Source organism: Streptomyces sp. TN58, from assembly GCF_001941845.1.
Taxonomy (GTDB): domain Bacteria; phylum Actinomycetota; class Actinomycetes; order Streptomycetales; family Streptomycetaceae; genus Streptomyces.
Genome location: NZ_CP018870.1, coordinates 2,568,587 through 2,586,600, shown reverse-complemented (window position 1 = coordinate 2,586,600; position 18,014 = coordinate 2,568,587). Strand labels below are relative to the sequence as shown.

15 protein-coding genes and 1 tRNA gene are annotated in these 18,014 nt (G+C 74.9%); 7 read left to right on the top strand and 9 right to left on the bottom strand.

Annotation, left to right across the window (positions count from 1 at the left end; all coding sequences use genetic code 11):
* Window positions 1–12 precede the first annotated feature (12 nt).
* Window positions 13–1,512 (top strand): CoA-acylating methylmalonate-semialdehyde dehydrogenase, encoded by a 1,500-nt coding sequence (locus tag BSL84_RS11785; protein WP_075970311.1) that lies wholly within the window; start codon window positions 13–15, stop codon window positions 1,510–1,512.
* A gap of 118 nt (window positions 1,513–1,630) precedes the next feature.
* Here the strand turns inward: BSL84_RS11785 and BSL84_RS11780 are convergent, their stop codons facing one another.
* The 5 genes from BSL84_RS11780 to BSL84_RS11760 all read right to left on the bottom strand — a co-directional run bounded on the left by BSL84_RS11780 (window position 1,631) and on the right by BSL84_RS11760 (window position 6,608).
* The gene (locus BSL84_RS11780) at window positions 1,631–1,873 is read right to left on the bottom strand and encodes a hypothetical protein (RefSeq protein ID WP_075970310.1); all 243 of its coding nucleotides are present in this window, start codon (window positions 1,871–1,873) and stop codon (window positions 1,631–1,633) included.
* Between the two features lie 96 nt (window positions 1,874–1,969).
* On the bottom strand, window positions 1,970–3,022 hold the full coding sequence (locus tag BSL84_RS11775; protein ID WP_075970309.1) for a WxL protein peptidoglycan domain-containing protein: 1,053 nt from the start codon (window positions 3,020–3,022) through the stop codon (window positions 1,970–1,972).
* Between the two features lie 143 nt (window positions 3,023–3,165).
* A complete protein-coding gene (locus tag BSL84_RS11770; RefSeq protein WP_234363448.1) occupies window positions 3,166–4,461 on the bottom strand; it encodes a hypothetical protein in 1,296 nt (431 codons plus the stop codon).
* Between the two features lie 176 nt (window positions 4,462–4,637).
* Window positions 4,638–5,951, bottom strand: coding sequence for a S8 family peptidase (locus BSL84_RS11765; RefSeq protein ID WP_234363447.1), 1,314 nt, complete (start codon window positions 5,949–5,951; stop codon window positions 4,638–4,640).
* A gap of 243 nt (window positions 5,952–6,194) precedes the next feature.
* Window positions 6,195–6,608 (bottom strand): GNAT family N-acetyltransferase, encoded by a 414-nt coding sequence (locus BSL84_RS11760; protein ID WP_030031938.1) that lies wholly within the window; start codon window positions 6,606–6,608, stop codon window positions 6,195–6,197.
* A 144-nt stretch (window positions 6,609–6,752) separates the two neighbouring features.
* Here BSL84_RS11760 and BSL84_RS11755 point away from each other — a divergent pair, with 144 nt between their 5' ends.
* Window positions 6,753–7,529, top strand: coding sequence for an alpha/beta fold hydrolase (locus tag BSL84_RS11755; protein WP_075970308.1), 777 nt, complete (start codon window positions 6,753–6,755; stop codon window positions 7,527–7,529).
* 51 nt (window positions 7,530–7,580) lie between these two features.
* On the opposite strand, the gene BSL84_RS11750 is transcribed toward BSL84_RS11755, so the two are convergent.
* The gene (locus BSL84_RS11750) at window positions 7,581–8,063 is read right to left on the bottom strand and encodes a hypothetical protein (protein WP_030031934.1); all 483 of its coding nucleotides are present in this window, start codon (window positions 8,061–8,063) and stop codon (window positions 7,581–7,583) included.
* Between the two features lie 190 nt (window positions 8,064–8,253).
* Between BSL84_RS11750 and BSL84_RS11745 the strand changes: the two genes are divergently transcribed.
* Window positions 8,254–8,709 carry a phospholipase gene (locus tag BSL84_RS11745; RefSeq protein ID WP_075970307.1) on the top strand — a complete coding sequence of 152 codons (456 nt, stop codon included), beginning with the start codon at window positions 8,254–8,256 and terminating at the stop codon, window positions 8,707–8,709.
* Between the two features lie 198 nt (window positions 8,710–8,907).
* Here the strand turns inward: BSL84_RS11745 and BSL84_RS11740 are convergent, their stop codons facing one another.
* The 3 genes from BSL84_RS11740 to BSL84_RS11730 all read right to left on the bottom strand — a co-directional run bounded on the left by BSL84_RS11740 (window position 8,908) and on the right by BSL84_RS11730 (window position 12,269).
* Window positions 8,908–10,065, bottom strand: a complete 1,158-nt coding sequence (locus tag BSL84_RS11740; protein WP_075970306.1) for a sulfite oxidase — start codon at window positions 10,063–10,065, stop codon at window positions 8,908–8,910.
* 39 nt (window positions 10,066–10,104) lie between these two features.
* The gene (locus BSL84_RS11735) at window positions 10,105–11,424 is read right to left on the bottom strand and encodes a phosphoribosyltransferase family protein (RefSeq protein WP_075970305.1); all 1,320 of its coding nucleotides are present in this window, start codon (window positions 11,422–11,424) and stop codon (window positions 10,105–10,107) included.
* A 772-nt stretch (window positions 11,425–12,196) separates the two neighbouring features.
* Window positions 12,197–12,269, bottom strand: a tRNA-Arg gene (locus tag BSL84_RS11730).
* 332 nt (window positions 12,270–12,601) lie between these two features.
* Between BSL84_RS11730 and BSL84_RS11725 the strand changes: the two genes are divergently transcribed.
* The 4 genes from BSL84_RS11725 to BSL84_RS11710 all read left to right on the top strand — a co-directional run bounded on the left by BSL84_RS11725 (window position 12,602) and on the right by BSL84_RS11710 (window position 17,959).
* On the top strand, window positions 12,602–14,227 hold the full coding sequence (locus BSL84_RS11725; protein ID WP_030030784.1) for a dynamin family protein: 1,626 nt from the start codon (window positions 12,602–12,604) through the stop codon (window positions 14,225–14,227).
* A gap of 4 nt (window positions 14,228–14,231) precedes the next feature.
* Window positions 14,232–16,076, top strand: coding sequence for a GTPase (locus BSL84_RS11720; protein ID WP_045322847.1), 1,845 nt, complete (start codon window positions 14,232–14,234; stop codon window positions 16,074–16,076).
* A 99-nt stretch (window positions 16,077–16,175) separates the two neighbouring features.
* On the top strand, window positions 16,176–16,583 hold the full coding sequence (locus BSL84_RS11715) for a single-stranded DNA-binding protein (RefSeq protein WP_030033672.1): 408 nt from the start codon (window positions 16,176–16,178) through the stop codon (window positions 16,581–16,583).
* A gap of 68 nt (window positions 16,584–16,651) precedes the next feature.
* Window positions 16,652–17,959 carry a thioester domain-containing protein gene (locus BSL84_RS11710; protein ID WP_107484776.1) on the top strand — a complete coding sequence of 436 codons (1,308 nt, stop codon included), beginning with the start codon at window positions 16,652–16,654 and terminating at the stop codon, window positions 17,957–17,959.
* The last annotated feature ends 55 nt before the right edge of the window (window positions 17,960–18,014 follow it).

Below are 18,014 nucleotides of genomic sequence, written 5' to 3'. Positions count from 1 at the left end.
GGAGCAACAGGCATGAAGACCGTCAACCACTGGATCGGTGGCAAGACCGTCGAGGGCGCGTCGGGCAACTACGGCCCGGTCACCGACCCGGCCACCGGCGAGGTCACCACGCAGGTCGCGCTCGCGTCGGCCGCGGAGGTCGACGCCGCGGTACAGGTCGCCAAGGAGGCCTTCCTGTCCTGGGGCCAGTCCTCGCTGGCCGCCCGCACCAAGGTGCTCTTCGCCTACCGGGCCCTGCTGGACGCCAACCGCGACGCCGTCGCCGAGCTGATCACCGCCGAGCACGGCAAGGTCCACTCGGACGCGCTGGGCGAGGTCGCGCGCGGCCTGGAGATCGTCGAGCTGGCGTGCGGGATCACCACGCAGCTGAAGGGCGAGCTGTCGACGTCGGTGTCCAACCGGGTCGACGTGGCCGCGATCCGCCAGCCGCTGGGCGTCGTCGCGGGCATCACGCCCTTCAACTTCCCGGCGATGGTCCCGATGTGGATGTTCCCGCTGGCCATCGCCTGCGGCAACACCTTCGTCCTCAAGCCGAGCGAGAAGGACCCGTCGGCGTCCAACAAGCTGGCCGAGCTGATGACCGAGGCCGGCCTGCCGGCGGGCGTCCTCAACGTGGTCCACGGCGACAAGGAGGCCGTGGACGCGCTGCTCGCCCACCCCGACATCGCGGCCGTCTCCTTCGTCGGCTCCACCCCGATCGCCCGCCACATCCACACCACCGCCTCCGCCAACGGCAAGCGCGTCCAGGCGCTCGGCGGCGCCAAGAACCACATGCTGGTCCTGCCCGACGCCGACCTGGACGCGGCCGCCGACGCGGCCGTCTCCGCCGCCTACGGCTCGGCCGGCGAGCGCTGCATGGCGATCTCCGCCGTCGTCGCCGTCGGCTCCATCGGCGACGCGCTGGTCGAGAAGATCCGCGAGCGCGCCGAGAAGATCAAGATCGGCCCCGGCAACGACCCGACTTCCGAGATGGGCCCGCTGATCACGGCCGCCCACCGCGACAAGGTCGCCTCCTACGTCAAGGGCGCGGCCGCGCAGGGCGCCGACGTGGTCCTGGACGGCACCGGCTACACGGTCGAGGGCAACGAGAACGGCCACTGGATCGGCCTGTCGCTCCTCGACAACGTACGCACCGACTCCGACGCCTACCGCGACGAGATCTTCGGCCCGGTGCTGTGCGTCCTGCGCACCGAGACGTACGAGGAGGGCGTGGCCCTCATCAACGCCTCGCCGTTCGGCAACGGCACCGCGATCTTCACCCGGGACGGCGGCGCCGCCCGCCGCTTCCAGCTGGAGATCGAGGCGGGCATGGTCGGCGTCAACGTCCCGATCCCGGTGCCGGTGGGCTACCACTCCTTCGGAGGCTGGAAGGACTCGCTCTTCGGCGACCACCACATCTACGGCAACGACGGCATCCACTTCTACACCCGGGGCAAGGTCGTGACGACCCGCTGGCCCGACCCGTCGGACGCCCCCGCCGGAGTGGACCTGGGCTTCCCGCGCAACCACTGACCGGCGGTCGCGCGGTCGCGCGGTCGCGCGGTCGTGCGGTCGCGCGCCGCGCAGAGCCCGGACCGACCCGCCCCCCGCGAGCCTCACCGCGGGGGGCGGGCGCCGTTTCCGGGCGGGGTCAGAACCGCGACCAGACGTCCGCCGCCGCCGTGGCGGCCCAGACCCCGTCGCCGTGGCCGTAGCCGGGGACCACGGCGAAGGAGACGCGCTCGTTGCCGCCCGCGCGGATCAGCTCCGCGCCGCGCGGGCGGCCGCCTCGGCCCAGTTCGGTGTTGATCCAGACCACCTCGGCGCCGATGCGGTCCCAGGCGATCGCGTACGTCGCGTCGTCGCCCGTCCAGAGCGCGGCGAGATCCCGCATCAGGGCGGTCCCCCTTGAGCGGTGTCGGCGCGGAGCCGGTGGTGGGCTCCGGACCGGTGATGGCCGAATACCGCCACTCGTGGACACCCTCGCCGGTCAGCGCGTTCCAGCCAGGTCCGGGACGGCTTCCTCCCGTTCGCCCTCGGGGTGACGCCGCCGGCGCAGCACCCACACGGCGGCGCCGCCGCCCGCCAGAACCAGCAGCAGCCCCGCGGCGGGCCAGGGCACGGCGACGAAGTCGGTCTCCGAGCGGGAGACGAGGTCGGGGTGGTCCGCCGCGCCCGCGGTGACCGTGACGGTCACCCAGTCCGACTGAGGGGCGTCCGGCCAGGGTTCGGTCAGCTCGATCCGCTGCCCCGGCAGCAGGGCCGACTGCGGTGCGCGGGCCGGCCGGTCCAGCAGCCGGCGCCCGAACAGCCCCTGCGCGGTGATCGCCACCTCGGGCGAGACCACCACGTTGCCCCGGTTGACCAGTGTGTAGGAGACGGTGGCGCGGGCGTCCCGCACCCAGGGCAGCAGCGGGGCGGACCGGCTGACCCGCACGTCCTCCACGCTCAGCCCGGCCGTGACCGGCCCGGGCACCCGGAAGTACAGCCGGGCGCCCACCGAACGCTTCACCCCGACCCGCACCTTGCCCTCCTGCTGCACGCCCTCCACGACGGTGCCCAGGGCCACGATCCCGCCCACGTGGTCACCGGGGGCCGCGTCCGCGGGGACCTTCACGGTGAAGGGGATGTCCTTGCGCCCCCTGGCCGGCACGGCGACGGTGCCCGCCGCCTCCGGGGCCAGCGCGATCCACGCCCCGACGTCCCTGGGCTTCGTCTCCACCGGCAGCAGGGCGAAGGCGCCGCCGGCCGGGGTGTTCACGGCGTCGGTGGCGAAGACCTGGAACGTCAGTTCCCGGTCGGAGGAGTTGAGGATGGTCACGCTGTCGGTGAGGGTGGTCCCGGCCGCGCCCTGGTGGAAGAAGTACGCGCGGTCCGACGTGGCGGTGCCGGCCGCGGGCGTCGGAAACACCCCCCACGTGCCGTTGTCCGCGGCCGTCGCCGGGCCCGCCGGCAGCAGGCCCGCGCACAGCGCCGACAGGCCGAGGAGCAGACCGTACAAGCAGGTGCGGGTGCGGCGACGCGTACTGCTGCGGGTGCGCATGGGCGGTCTCCAGTCGGCGCGGAAAGGGGAAGGGGTGGCGCGGCGCCGGAGCGCCGCACCACCCGGGGAGCGGCCGTGCGGGTGAGCGGTGGTGCGGTCGTGCAGTGGTGCGGTGGTGGCGTCGTGCGGTGGGCGTGGCGCGGTCAGGCGATCGAGAAGGTGACGATCGTCTGGTAGGTGTCGGCGAACATGAAGGGCGGGAGCTGGATCATCCCGGCGCCGCCGACGGCGAACTCACCACCGGTCAGTTCGTCGCCCCCGGCGGCCTGCGAGGCCACCTTCATCGGGACGTCGGAGATCGCGCCGGGCGCGCCCGCGGTGCAGGTGCTCGGGCTGTCCGGGTTGGTCACGGTGCAGGACGGCTGGATGCCGATCTGCGCCGTCGGCATCGAGTGGCCGGTGGTCTGGTTCAGGAACGGCGTCCGGGTCGCCGTCACGTCCCAGCCGAGCGAGCCGCCGCGGAAGTCCTGGACGGTCGCGGCGTTGAAGACGCCGACCACCGACTGGGCCTTGCCGTTGATGGTGACCGCGCCGAAGCTGACGGCCGGCTGGCCGTCCTTCGGGCCCAGCGCCAGCGGCCCCGGCAGGACCTCGACGTCGACCGGGTTCTTCACGCCCGGCTGCTCCTCCATGAACACGAAGGCCTTGTACGGGGTGATCGAACCGTCGATCCTGATCGCGTCGGCCTTCTTGCCGATCGTGATGTTGCAGGTGGCGGCGCCGGACGCGTCGGCGGTGCCGGTGCCGGTGTCACCGGTGGCAGCCCCGGCGAGCAGCGCGGAGCAGGTGACCGGACCGGTCGGGAAGTTGGCGCCGTTGACGACGACGGCGGTGCCCGCCGGACCGCTGTTGGGCGTCAGCTTCGTGGTGACCGGGTCCTTGGGCAGGGCCTCGACCGCGACCGAGCCGAGTGACGCGCTCGGGCGGGGGGCCGGGGTGCAGGTGGTGGTGAACACCGACCCGGAGAGGTCCGCGTCGGTCACCGCCAGGTCGAGGGCGACCTGCACGGTCGTGCCCTCGGTGCCGTCAGGGATCTTGACGGTCCCGGAGAACGCCTTCGGGTCGAGCGGCTGCCCGGCCACGACGGACACGGTCTCCGGCGGGCTGGTGACCACCTGGGTGGTGGCACCCACCTTGAGGGTGATCTTGGACGTGTTCACCGTGGTGACGGAGAACGAGGGGATCAGCGGGCTCGCACCCGGGTCGATCGTGATCGGGACGACGTCGCCCGCCTTGGCGCCGTCGGGCAGCGTGACCGTCCAGTCCTGGTTGCCCGAACCGTCCGGCTGCGGCGCCGGGGCGTCGCAGTTCTCGAAGACCGTCGTGGTCTTGGTCGCGGCCTGCGCGGAGCCCGACAGGCCCGCCACCGCGCCGGTCAGGGCCAGCGACAGGGCCCCCGCCCCTGCCAGCACCTTTCGTAGATGCGTTCTCGTTCTCACTGGGTCGCGACTCCTTCGTCATGACGAACCCTCCCCCCACCCGCTGTGTGGGGGAGGCCGAGCCGGTGCGGTGGCCGATATTGACGCGTCATGGTGATGAGAAGTCAATGACTGCTTTCGCGCGAAGCACACAGAAATTGATGGGCCATCAGGGAGGGGCTGATGGCCTGTGCGACTTACGAGGGGCCGGCGGCGGGCGTGGGCGCGGCGGGGGTAGTGGCGGGGTCGGCGGCAGGCGTGGGGGCGGCCGTGGTGGGGGCGGTGGGGGCGGGGGCGGTGGGGGCGGGGACGTTCAGCAGCAGGTTCGGAGTGCCGGCCGGGAGGCCGGTGATCCGGCCCGGTACGCCACCGCGCACCAGCGCCTCGGACACCTGCGCCGGGGTGCGCGCCGTACCGCCGGCCAGGAGCAGGGCGGCGGCGCCCGCCACGTGCGGGGCGGCCATCGAGGTGCCGGAGGAGCGTACGGTGCCGGTGGCGGAGTCCTTCCGGGCGGAGGTGACGGCCACGCCCGGCGCGAACAGGTCCACGCAGGACCCGTGGTTGGAGAACCGCGCCCGGCGGTCCGCGGCGTCGGTCGCGCCGACGGTGACCGCCTGCGGGACGGAGGCCGGGGATCCGCCGCAGGCGTTCCGGCCGTCGTTGCCGGCGGCCGCGACGAAGGTGATCCCCGAGGACACGATCCGCAGCACGGCGGCGTCGAGGGCGCGGCTGCGGCTGCCGCCCATGCTCATGTTCGCCACGGCCGGGGTGCCCGGCGCGCGGCCGGCGTCCTTCACCACCCAGTCGAGACCCTTCAGCATGGCCGACAGGCGCCCGTCGCCCCGGCAGTCGGCCACCTTGACGGAGACGAGGGAGACGCCCTTGGCGACCCCGTACGTCTTCCCGCCCACGGTCCCCGCGACGTGCGTGCCGTGGCCGTTGCAGTCGCGGGAGCCCTCCAGGAACACCGCGTTGTGCCCGGCCCGGGCGCGGCCGCCGAACTCCCGGTGGCGGGTGTTGATCCCGGTGTCGAGGATGTAGACGGTCACGCCCTCGGCCTTCGTGGCGTAGGTGTAGGAGCCGTCGAGCGGGAGTTCGCGCTGGTCGATCCGGTCCAGCGACCAGGGCGCGGGCCTCTGCGGCAGCGTGTGCGGGGTGTCGGCGGATCCGGTGGTGTGGAAGACCGCGTCCGGTTCCACGGAGGCCACCCGGGGGTCGGCGGCCAGGGCGGCGGCCCGCGCGGCGGTGGTGCGGACGGCGAAGCCGTCGAGGGCGGCCTCGTAGACGGGGCCGACCTCGTCCCCCGACTCCGCGGCCTCGGCGGCCAGGGCACGGGCCGGGGCGCGCGAGGCGGTGTCCTTGAGGACGACGACGTACGGGGAGACGGCGCCGGGGGCGGGGACGGCGTGGGCGGTCGCGTTCGGTGGCGGGGTGGTGGCGGTGGTGGTGGCGGCGGTGGCGGCCGCCGCCAGCAGCGCGGCGGCGGAGACCAGCGGGGCGAAGGGGGTCATGCGGCCGATGCTCGGCGAGCGGCCGTTCGGGCGCGCGGAGGGTGCGCCGAGTGGCCGCACGACACGCCGCCGCGCGGGTGTCGCCGGGCGGGGTGTCGCGGCGCGGGGGTGTCGCCGTGCGGGGCGCCGGGTGTCGCCGCGCCGGGTGGCGCCGCGCCGGGTGTCGCCGCGCCGGGTGGCGCCGCGCCGGGTGTCGCCGCGCCGGCTGTCCGAGGGCCCGGCCCGGTGCATGGGCCGGACGGATCAGGCGCCGATCGGCCAGCCGCGCATCGAGAACACGCCCTCGTCACGGGCCCCGGCGGCGTCGTAGGTCGCCAGGGCGGCCTCGTTGTCGGTGTCGACGCCCACCCACATGCCGTAGCAGCCGCGGGCCTTCGCCTCGTCCGCGAGGGCCAGCGTCAGGGCCCGGCCGATCCCGCGGCGCCGGTAACCCTCGTCCACGGACAGCTCGTAGAGGCACATCTCCGTCCCCTTGTCGGGGTGGACCATCTCGATGCCCGAGACCATCCCGGCGGGCACGCCGTCGACGTACGCGACCAGCATCAGATGCCCGGGGGCGGCGAGGAAGCGCTCGGACCACTCCTCGCGGACGGGCCCGTCGAAAAGGGACTCGGCAGCCGAGAGCTCGGCGGGTGTGAGGGCCCGGCGGATGTCCATGGCGGTCACGATAATGCGCACGCGGCCGACGGCGAGGCGAAACCGGGCCCGGCGTGGCGGGCGGCCGCACTCCCCGGCGGTCCGGACGCTGCGCCGACTAACCTGTCCGGACCGTAGAAGACTTGAGGCTCTTGGGGGAGCGCCGTGAAGAATGCCGTGGTCACGCCGCAGGGCGACCGGATCCGCTGGGTCGAGCTGCCGGGCGCGGAGCCGGCCCGGGTGTACGTGCACGGCCTGGGGGCCACCTCGCCCGCCTACTTCGCCGCGAGCGCCGTCCACCCACTGCTGGCGGGGCGGCGTTCCCTGCTCGTCGACCTGCTGGGACACGGGCACAGCGACCGGCCCGAGAGCTTCGGCTACACCCTCGAAGAGCACGCCGACGCGCTGGCGGCCGCCCTCACCGCCGCCGGTGCGCAGGGCGCCGAGCTGATCGCCCACAGCATGGGCGGAGCCGTGGCCGTCGTACTGGCCACCCGTCACCCCCACCTGGTGTCCCGGCTGGTGCTCGTCGACGCCAACCTGGACCCCGTGCCGCCCCGGCCCGCCGCCCCCGGAAGCAGCGGCATCGCCTCCTACACCGAGGAGGAGTTCCTGGCCGGAGGCTGGGCCGAGGTACGCGACCGGGCCGGCGCGCACTGGTGGTCCACGATGCGCCTGGCGGGCCGTACGGCCCTGTACCGCAGCGCCGTCCACCTCGCGGCGGGCACCACCCCCACCATGCGCGAGCTGCTGCTGGACCTGAAGATCCCGCGCGCCTTCCTGCTGCCCGAAGCCGACGGCCCGCTCCCCGGCGCCGACGCCCTCCGGGCCTCGGGCGTCACCGTGGTGTCCGTCCCCGACTGCGGGCACAACATCATGCTGGACAACCCGCAGTCCTTCGCCGAGGCCACCGCCGCGGCCCTGCGCCAGAGCCAGGCCTGAGGGCCCAGCCCTCCAGCCGTGCGCCTCAGCGGGGCGCGTCAGCCGTGGGCGTCAGCCCCGGGCGGGCGGGGACGGGGTGCCGTCCGTCCAGGCGTAGACCCGCTTGCCGCGCACCGCGACCTGGTACTGGTGCGCGTCCCGGCACTCGGTGCGTGCCTCGGCCCGGACCGAGCGCGGCCACCACCGGGCGTGCAGGTCCGGCGCGTCCTGCTTCCCGGGTGTGCCCGCCGCGCAGCGCGGGCCGTCCAGAGGGGTCTCGCCGAGGTCGAACCGGATCAGCCGGGCCTCCCCGGTGGTGCGCACCCGTATGCGGACGTCGGTGGCGTCCCTGGGTATCCAGGACGGAAGCGCGAAGGCCGCTCCCGCTCGCGCCGGGGCGTCGGCCGCGGTGGCGAAGCGCTTGCCCTTCTCCTTGAAGACCCGGTGGTCGATGGTGTCCGTCACCGGATTGGGCGGCAGGTTGGGCAGGGCGAAGGCGGCGGTGGCGAGGACTCCCACGGTGGCGGCGGCGATGACGAGCGGGCGGCGGTTCATGCCTTCCAGTCTCGGCCGGAGGTGACCGCCGGCGCGTCCTTCCTCAGAACGAACCGTGTGTTGGCCGTAGGTCTCACACGGTGTCATACCTGGGAAGGGCGGCGGCTACGGCGGGAGCCACGCGCAGTAACCGGCCGGGGCTCCGCCCCGTTGGCCGGGGTGACCGTCCGCCCGGCTCCCGAGGACCCTGATGCGCCGCCGCCTCCTCCCCGCCCTCGCCACCGCCACCGCGGTGCTCGCCCTCGCACCCGCGTCCTGGGCCGCGCCCGAGGTCCCGACCGACAAGCCGCAGGTGCTGAACCGCTGGACCCAACCCAGCGCCGCCAGTTACGCGGCCTGGGCCGACGCGCGCGAGCACCGCACCGCCTGGGTCGCGTACGGCTTCGACTGGTCGACCGACCAGTGCACCACCTCCCCCGACAACCCCTTCGGCTTCCCCTTCGCGGCGGCCTGCGCCCGCCACGACTTCGGCTACCGCAACCACCGCGCGGCGGGACTGTTCCCGACCGCCAAGGCCCGGCTCGACGAGGCGTTCCACGCCGACCTGAAGCGGGTGTGCGCCCGGTACACGGGCAGCCGCAAGCGCTCGTGCGACGGCACCGCGTGGACGTACTACCAGGCGGTCAGCCTCCTCGGCATCTCCTAAGGCCTGTATCGAGTTGCCCCGCGGCGTCGCGACGCCCGGCCCGCACCCTCGGCGCACGAGCCGAATGGCCTGGTAGCTCCGCTACGAGGCCATTCGTCCCGCACGCCGAGGGCGCGCACCGAACGCCGCTCCTTGCTCCACGGGGCAACTCGATACAGGCCCTAGTGCTCAGTGGTGCTCTGCCGGTGACCGGGCGCGTCACAGGCAGAGCACGGCCACCCGCTGCACCTCGTTGTTGCCGAAACCGCCGCGGTTCCACGGCTGTTCGAGGGGCTGGGTGCGCCCCCCGGTGTCCGTCGCGCGGACGGTGAGCGTGTGGCGGCCCGGCGCGGCCGTCCAGGTACAGCTCCAGGCCTGCCAGGCCCACGGGTGCGGCTGCGGCGACGCCACCTCGGCCGGGATCCAGGTCAGGCCGTCGTCGGCGCTCACCCCCACCCGGGCGACGGCCCCCCGACCGGACCAGGCCCGCCCGTGCAGCCGAACGGGGCCGGGACGCACGACGCGGGTGCGCGACATGAAGTCGGGGAAGCCGGGCGGGGCCATCAGGGCGCGCGGTGCGATCCGGGTCACCGGCTCGCCGGGAGCGTCCGGACCATCGGCCGACGACCGGTAGCGGTACGCCACGGACTGCTGGAAGCCGGTGAAGGGCGCGTCGACGAGGGAGATGTCGCGCAGCCACTTGACGTGCGCCATGCCGTACCAGCCGGGGACGACCAGCCGCAGCGGGCATCCGTGCTGCGGCGGCAGCGGCAGGCCGTTCATGGCGTAGGCGATCAGTACGCCGGAGTCCTCCCCGGTCGCGTACGGCAGCGGCAGGCTGCGCCGGTAGTCCTGCTCCACGCCCCGCTCCACACCGTGGTCCGCTCCAGTGAACACGGCTTCGACGGCGTCGGAGCGCACCCCGGCCGCCTCCAGGACCAGACGCAGCGGGACGCCGGTCCAGTCGGCGGTGCCCACCGCCTCGACCAGCCACGGCTGGCTGACGGGGCGGGGCGACAGGCGCGCCCGGCCGTTGCCCGCGCACTCCATGGTGACGCGGTGGGTGACCGCCGGGAACGTGCGCAGGGCGTCGAGGCCCAGGGACAGCGGCGTACGGACCCGGCCGCCCACGGTCAGGGTCCAGCCGTGCTCGACGGCGGCGGGAATGTCGTAGTGGACCAGGACGTAGTGCAGCCCGGGCGGGGTGACGTCGTAGCGCAGGGCCTCCAGGGGCAGGCCGTGGTTGCGGGCCGCGAGCGCCAGCTCCTCCTGGCCGATGCCCTCTCCGGCCGGGGCGATGCGTGCCGGTCCGCTGACATCTCCCACGGATGCCGCGAGTCCGCCGGATCCGCCGGATCGCCCGGATGCCTGCTCCATGCCCCCATCGTCGCGCGCACCTGCCCCGGCGGCACGTCGTCAGCTCCCGGCGCCGCCGCCGGAGGGCCCGCCGGCCTCCAGGTGCCGGGCGAACCAGGCGCGGGCCAGGGTGGAGACCTCCTCCAGGGCGCCCGGCTCCTCGAAGAGGTGCGTGGCCCCCGCGACGACCGCCAGCCGGTTCTCGCAGCGCAGCTCGCGCTGCGCCCGCCGGTTGAGGTCGAGCACCGTGGTGTCGTCACCGCCGACGACGAGCAGGGTGGGGGCCCGTACGTCGGCCAGCCGGGGCCCGGCGAGATCGGGCCGCCCGCCGCGGGAGACGACGGCGCCGACCTCGGCGCCGGCGGCGGACGCGGCCCACAGCGCGGCCGCGGCCCCGGTGCTCGCGCCGAAGTAGCCGACCGGGAGGCGAGCGCGCCGGCGCAGCCAGGCGGTGGCGTCCGTGAGCCGCCCGGCCAGGACCTCGATGTCGAAGACGTTGGCCCGGTCGGCCTCCTCGGCCGGCGTCAGCAGGTCGAAGAGCAGGGTGCCCAGACCCGCCCGGTTCAGGTCCGCCGCGACCGCCCGGTTGCGCGGGCTGCGGCGGCTGCTGCCGGAGCCGTGGGCGAACATCACGACGGCCCCGGCGCCCTCCGGCAGCGCCAGGTCCCCGGCCAGGGCAAGGCCGGCGGCGTCCACCTCCACGGCCACCGCCTCCACCGCCTCCGCCTCCGCACCCGCCGCCGCTCCCTGCGGCGCCCGCGCCAGCAGGGAGACGACCTCCTCGTCGGAGGTCTGGGAGAAGTCCTGGTACCACTCGCCGACCGCCCGGAAGGCGGGCGGCGAGGAGAGGCACACCACCTCGTCTGCCGCCCCGCGCAGCCGGGCGACCGCGTCGGGCGGCGCCACGGGGACGGCCAGCACCACCCGGGCCGCGCCCTGCGCCCGTACGACCTCGCACGCTGCGGCGGCCGTGGCGCCGGTGGCGATCCCGTCGTCCACCACGATCACCGTCCGCCCGTCGAGGGCCACCCGGGGCCGGTCGCCGCGGAACCTGCGGGCCTGCCGGGCGAGCTCCGCCTCCTCGGCGTGCTCGACCGCCTCCAGGTCCTGGCGCGTGACCCGGCTGGTGCGGACGATGTCCTCGCTGATCACCCGTACGCCGCCCTCGCCGATGGCGCCGAATCCGAGTTCACGGTGGGACGGGACGCCGAGCTTGCGGACCACGATCACGTCCAGGGGTGCGCCGAGGGCCCGCGCGACGGGGAACGCCACCGGGACGCCGCCGCGGGGCAGACCCAGCACGACGGGATGCTCCCCCTCCAGATGGCGCACGGCTTCGGCGATCCGCTCACCGGCGTCCGCGCGGTCGGTGAAGAACACGGGGCTCACCCCCAGCCCGAAGGGAGACGGAAAAACCACACACCCCTTTATCCGACGCAACCGCAGGCGGCGGCTTCCCGCAAGTCGGCCCGCCTCGCCGGGCGGCGCGGACAGGAAGCCGCCGCGGCACGGAGAGCGACGCCGCGCCGCCGATGCACCGTACGGGCGGCTACGCGATGCCGTCGGGGCCCCCGGGCCGGGGCTGCGGGAGCCGATGGCGCAGAAGCTGCCGGGAAGCGCAAAGCCGATCGCCTGCCCGGTAGTTGGCGCACGGCGTGGCATGCCCGCCCCACCCGGCCGCTGTTGGAGCCCGGGGGCCGGTGGGGAAGCCGCTGAACCGCGTCCGGAAACCACCCCGGTCGGCTCGGCGGTCAGGTAAGGACTGCGGGAGAAGCGGGGCGGCGGCAGACCGGCCAACTCGGCGAGCGGTGGCAGCGGTTGTCCGCTGCCCGTGCCCGGGTCCGAAGCCGCCGCGGGACAGCGGACCACCGTCCGCACCGGCCCTCGTGCCACCGCCCGGCCCGTACGCCGGGCGGTGCCTCTTCGGGTGAACGGTCCACCGGCGTCATCCGCCCCACCCGCGGGAATCGCGGCGGCGGAAGAACCCCTTCGGCGCGTCCGGAGCAAGGCCGGCGCCCCGCCCCCCGCCCGCCCGACCGGCCGCGATGCAGTCCCGATGGGGACTCGATGCGGCCTCGGCCAGGCCTGCCGAACGGCCTCCACCTGCGCGGAAGCCCTCCGCGGAGGGAGGGCTTCGGTGGTGGAGAATGTGTGCCCCCGGCAGGACTCGAACCTGCGGCCAAGTGCTTAGAAGGCACCTGCTCTATCCACTGAGCTACGGGGGCCGGAAGGTGGCCGCGGTGGGCCTGGAACCCCTGGTGGGGGTGGGACTTCGGTCCGTACCGGGTCAAGGATAGGGCTCCGGCCGCCTTGTCCCGGTTGCTTCACTCGCGGGCCACGATGTGGAGGTTCGGTGAAGCGGTCCCGATAATCGCAGGCAGGTGCGATTCTCGCATCGCTTTTGCGCCGCGGCGCCCTGGGTGTTGTGCACTCGTTATGCCTGCGCCCCACTCGTCCGTCATGCCCGGAATGTCCCACTGGAGTCGCGCTCGGCGCGCAGGGGGCGTATAAGCTTCAAAAATGGTCCTAAATTGGGCATTCTTCGCATGTGGTGACCTTGGATGTTCGGCCTCAGCTGCTCGATGCCCTGTCCGCCCTGCGCGACCGGGTCGCGTCCGTACGTCTGCCGTTGCCCCTGCCCGGCACCCCACGGGCCCGCCAGACCAGAGCCGAGCTGCTCGCGCAGCTCGACGACTACCTCGTACCGCGCCTGAAGGCGCCCGAGGCGCCCCTGCTCGCCGTGGTCGGCGGGTCCACCGGGGCCGGTAAGTCCACCCTCGTCAACTCCCTCGTCGGACGGCAGGTCAGCGAAGCCGGCGTGCTGCGCCCGACCACCCGCACACCCGTGCTCGTCTGCCACCCCGACGACCACCACTGGTTCGCCGGAATGCGCGTACTGCCCGACCTGATGCGGGTCTGGGTGCCGCACGAGGACGACGACAGGCCCCCCGCGTCCGCCACCCGGGGCCGCGGACGCGGCCACACCCGCTCCCACGGAGGCCGCGAGACCCGCGAGATGCGGATCGAGACCGCCACCACCCTGCCGCGCGGCCTCGCCATCCTCGACGCCCCCGACATCGACTCCCTCGTGGTCGAGAACCGGACACTCGCCGCCGAACTCATCTGCGCCGCCGACGTCTGGGTGATGGTCACCACCGCCTCGCGCTACGCGGACGCCGTCCCCTGGCACCTGCTGCGCACCGCCAAGGAGTACAAGGCCACCCTCGTCACCGTCCTGGACCGGGTGCCGCACCAGGTGCTCGCCGAGGTCTCCCGCCAGTACGGCGCCCTCCTCACCAAGGCCGGGCTGGGCGACGTACCGCGCTTCACCGTCCCCGAACTCCCCGAGTCGGCCGGCGGCGGCGGACTGCTCCCGGCCACCGCCGTCGCCCCGCTGTTCGCCTGGCTGGCCCACCACGCGCAGGACCCCGCCGCGCGCCAGTACGCCGTCGGACGCACGGCCCTCGGCGCCCTGGACTCCCTGCGCCGCCGGATGCCCGAACTCGCCTCCGCCGTCGCCGCCCAGCACGCCGCCGCCGTACGGCTGACCTCCGCCGTAGAGGACGCGTACCGGCGCGAGGGCAAGAGGGTCCGCAGCCGCCTCGACCACGGCGCCGTCCTGGCCGGCGACGCCCTGACCCGCTGGCGCGGGTACCCCCTCGACACCAGCGCCGAAGAACTGCTGGACTCCCTCGCCGAATCCCTCGCCGCGCTGCTCCAGTGCGCGGTCGCCGCCGCCGACGAGCGCATCGCCGAGGCCTGGCGGCGCGAACCGGCCTCCGGCGCCCTGGTCGTGCCCGCACCCGACAAGGAGGCGGCGGAACGTATCGGCATGGCCGTACGCCGCTGGCGCCGCGTGCTGGAGGAACTGGCGGAGGAAGAGGTCGCCGGGCTCGACCGGCAGCCCGCCCCCGACGCCGACGGCGTCGCGGCCCTGCTCGTCGCCGCCCTGCTCGGCGGCAAACGGGCCCGGACCGCCGGGGAGAAGCTCGCCGAGCGGATCGGCGCCCAGGCCGCCCTGCGCCTGCGCGACAAGGGCGGGGAACTGGTCGGCGACCACCTCGACGAGGTGCTGCGCGGCGAACGCGACCGCCGCCTCGCCCCGTTGGAAGCCCTCGAAGTGACCCCCGAACCGCAGGCAGAACTGATCGCCGCGCTGTCCGTACTGCAGAAGGAGAGGTGACGCCGTGACCGCCCTGACCGACCGCACCGACGACCGATGGGACGACGGGCTCATCGCGCGCTCCCGCCCCCGCCCCGCCGAAGCGGGCGAGGAGGACGCCGCGGAGGCGGGCGACGAGGGCGACGAGGCGCTCGTACGGGCCGTCTCCGGCGCCGGCAGTGACGGCGGCAAGTCCTCCGCGCCCCCGCTCAGCCCCGAGGCGCAGGCCCTGCGTCAGCGCCTCGACGCGCTGCGCCAGCTGGTCGGGCTGTCCCGGACCCGGCTCGACGGCAAGACCCTCGCCGAGGCCGGACGGGTACTGGACGAGGCCGCCGCACGCCGCGGGCTCTCGCCCCAGCACACGGTCGTCGCCATCGCCGGAGCCACCGGAAGCGGCAAGTCCACGCTCTTCAATTCACTCGCCGGGGTGCAGATCTCCGAGACCGGGCTGCGCCGCCCGACCACCGCCGCGCCCATCGCGTGCAGCTGGTCGGACGGGGCCGCCGGGCTCCTGGACCGGCTGGAGATCCCGGGGCGGCTGCGGCGCCGGCCCCGCGAGACGTCCGAGGCCGAGATGCTGCGCGGAACGGTCCTCGTCGACCTGCCGGACCTCGACTCCGCGGTCGGCGCGCACCGCGACCACGTGGACCGCGTACTGGCGCTCGTCGACGCCGTGGTCTGGGTCGTGGACCCGGAGAAGTACGCCGACGCGGTCCTGCACGAGCGGTACCTGCGGCCGCTCGCCGGGCACGCCGAGGTCACCTTCGTCGTGCTCAACCAGGTGGACCGGCTGTCCGGCGAGGCCGCCGACCTCGTACTGGACGACCTGAGGCGGCTCCTCGACGAGGACGGCATCGCGCTCGGCGAACACGGCGAGCCCGGCGCCACCGTCCTCGGGCTGTCCGCCCTGACCGGCGACGGCGTCGGGGAACTACGCGAACTCCTCGGACAGTTCACACAGGAGAAGGGCGCCGCGACCCGCAGGATCTCGGCGGACGTGGACCGCGCCGCCGTCCGGCTGCGGCCGCTCTACGTCGCCGACGGGCACGCCGGACCCGAGATCGGGGAGACCGCGCGCGCCGAGTTCGAGGACCGGCTCGCCGAGGCGGTCGGAGCCGGCGCGGCCGGGCTCGCCGCCGAACGGGCCTGGCGGCGCAACGCGGGCAAGGCCTGCGGCACCCCGTGGCTGCGGCTGTGGCGCTGGTACGAGAACCGGCGCGCGCCGCGCACCCTGGCGGGGCTGGCGGCACTGGCCGCGATCGGCGGCCGCGGCCAGCCGGTCGCGCAGGCGCCCGTCGAGGAGGAGGTGACCGCACGCCAGCGGGTGGAGCAGGCCGTACGCGTCGTCGCCGACGAGGCGGTCGCCGGCCTGCCCGAGCCGTGGGCGCAGGCCGTCCGCGAGGCGGCGGTGCGCGGCGCCGACGGGCTTCCCGAGGCCCTGGACGAGATCGCGGTCACCCTCGGTGCGGCGGTCTCGGTGCCGAGCGCCAAGCCGCCGCGGCCCGCGTGGTGGCCTGCGGCGGTGCTGGGCCAGGCGGCCATGACGCTGCTCCAGATCTTCGGTGGACTGTGGCTCGTCGGGCAGATCGTCGGGGTCCTGGAGCCGGAGCTGATGCCGCCGGTCCTGCTGATGGTGGCGGGCATCATCGGCGGGCCGCTCGTGGAATGGGCCTGCTCGATCGCGGCCCGGGGCCCGGCGCGCCGGTACGGGCAGGACGCGGAGCGCAAGCTGCGGCAGGCGGCAGCCGGGTGCGGGCGAGCCCGGGTGCTGGAACCGGTGGCGGCGGAGCTGCTGCGCTACCGGGAGGTGCGGGAGCAGTACGCCGCCGTCGCCGCAGGGGGGAGCCGGTTGTCCACAACCCGCCAGTAATCCACAGGCCGGAGCGGGAACGGGCCGCCGGGCGGAGCATGGCTCGTAGCCCGTACGGATGGTCCGTGCGGGGCGGGACGACGGGGGAGGGCGGCCGGGATGTACGACACCCAGGTGACGCTGGTGGGGTACGTGGCGACGCAGGTCGACTACAAGGACACGGTCAACGGGCCGTCGGCGCGGTTCCGGTTCGCGGTGACGCCCCGGTACTACGACCGGCGCAAGGAGGCCTGGACGGACGGGCCCACGAGCTTCTACACGGTGTGGGCGCGGCGCACGCTCGCGGTGAACCTCGCCGGTTCCGTATCGGTCGGCGAGCCGCTGGTGGTGCACGGGCGGCTGCGCGTGCGGGAGGACCCGCCCGACGGGGACGGCAACCGGCGGTTCGGCGCGGAGATCGACGCGGCCGCCATCGGGCACGACCTGAACCGCGGCACGGCGGCCTTCCGGCGGGTGGTGAGAACCGATCATCCGCTGATGGACACTCAGAAGGCGGCGGTGGTCTGAGTGTTCGAGGCGGTTAGGATTCCCCGGTACTCACGGGCACCTGGGTCTTTGGCCCGAAGGGGAAGACTGTGTCGATTGCCGTTCCCGCATCCTCCGCTCCTGCTTCTGCTCCCGCTCCTGTCCCTGCTCCAGCTCCTGTCCCGGCTCCCGCTCCGGCACCCGCTCCCGCGCCGCTCGAACCGGCCGCCGCGGTACGGGGCTCCGCGCGCCGGCCGCTCGCGGCCGCCCTGCTGGCCGCGGCCCTGGCCGCCGCGCCCGGCGCCCGGGCCGCAGCCGACTCCGGCCCGGCGGCGTCCCGCGCCCCGGAGGGAGCGAGCGCCGTGCTGGACGGGCTGAAGACGTACGGGCAGGCGGTCCTCCACGCCGGCGACGGATCGGTGCGGCAGATTCCAGCCGGCCTCTACGAGATGCGGGTCGACGGCGGCGGCATGCTCCAGACCTACGGGGTGGGCGTGGCGGGCAACGCCCAGCCGCAGGCCCGGTACACCGAGAGCGGCTGGAGCGGCAGCCCGCTGGCGGGCAACGGGCAGGCCGGCCGGATCCGCTGGGTGCTGGAGCACTCCTACCCCCAGCTGAACGACCTGGCCGGGCTCGCCAAGGCGGCCGGAGCCGCCGCGCTCACCGCCGAGAGCGCGGCGGCCGGGACGCAGGTGGCGATCTGGCGGCTCGCGGACGGCGTGCGCGTCGAAGCGGCGGACCCGTCGGCCGAGAAGCTGGCCGACTACCTCCAGCGGGCGGCGGGACAGCTGCCGGAGCCGCCCGCCTCACTGGGGCTGGACCCCGGCGAGGTGACGGGACCGGTGGGTACCCGGCTCGGCCCCGTGACCGTGCGCACCGGCGCGCGGAGCGTGTCGGTCGTACCGGACGCGGCGGCCGTGGCCATGGGGGTGCGGGTGGTGGACGCCCAGGGGCGGCCGCTGGCCACGGCGGCCAACGGCAGCCGTCTCTACTTCGAGATCCCGGCGGGCACCCCCGACGGCACGGCCACCGTCACCGTCCAGGGGGCGACCAGAGTGCCGGTCGGGCGGGTCTTCACCAGCGGCGTCCCGGCCCAGGCGCAGATCGTCGCCGGCTCCAGCGAGTCGGTGACCGCCGCCACGGCGCGGGCGGCCTGGCCGCCGCCCCCGCCGCCCGAGGCGGGCGCGACCCCGGCAGAGGCCGCGGACCCGGGCGCCGGTTCGGGGACGGTCGCGCTGGGCGCGCAGTCCGCGTCCTCCGCGTCCCTCGCGACAGCCACCTCGGACGAGGAGCGGCTCGCCACCAGCGGCAGCTCGGCCGCCACGCCCGTCATCGCCTCCCTGGCGGTGGGCCTGGTCGTCCTGGGCGGCCTGGTCGTCCTGCTGCTGCGCAAGCGCCCGCTCGACGAGGAGGAGTAGGAAGTGTCCGGCGGATCAGGGGCGGACAGCCCGGGCCCGGCGCTGATGCGCCGGA

What these genes read in the sequence shown, in the direction of transcription:
- BSL84_RS11785 (WP_075970311.1), top strand. Translation starts at nt 13, where the DNA reads ATGAAGACCGTCAACCACTGGATCGGTGGCAAGACCGTCGAGGGCGCG.
- BSL84_RS11780 (WP_075970310.1), bottom strand. Translation starts at nt 1,873, where the DNA reads ATGCGGGATCTCGCCGCGCTCTGGACGGGCGACGACGCGACGTACGCG.
- BSL84_RS11775 (WP_075970309.1), bottom strand. Translation starts at nt 3,022, where the DNA reads ATGCGCACCCGCAGCAGTACGCGTCGCCGCACCCGCACCTGCTTGTAC.
- BSL84_RS11765 (WP_234363447.1), bottom strand. Translation starts at nt 5,951, where the DNA reads ATGACCCCCTTCGCCCCGCTGGTCTCCGCCGCCGCGCTGCTGGCGGCG.
- BSL84_RS11760 (WP_030031938.1), bottom strand. Translation starts at nt 6,608, where the DNA reads ATGGACATCCGCCGGGCCCTCACACCCGCCGAGCTCTCGGCTGCCGAG.
- BSL84_RS11750 (WP_030031934.1), bottom strand. Translation starts at nt 8,063, where the DNA reads ATGAACCGCCGCCCGCTCGTCATCGCCGCCGCCACCGTGGGAGTCCTC.
- BSL84_RS11745 (WP_075970307.1), top strand. Translation starts at nt 8,254, where the DNA reads ATGCGCCGCCGCCTCCTCCCCGCCCTCGCCACCGCCACCGCGGTGCTC.
- BSL84_RS11740 (WP_075970306.1), bottom strand. Translation starts at nt 10,065, where the DNA reads ATGGAGCAGGCATCCGGGCGATCCGGCGGATCCGGCGGACTCGCGGCA.
- BSL84_RS11715 (WP_030033672.1), top strand. Translation starts at nt 16,176, where the DNA reads ATGTACGACACCCAGGTGACGCTGGTGGGGTACGTGGCGACGCAGGTC.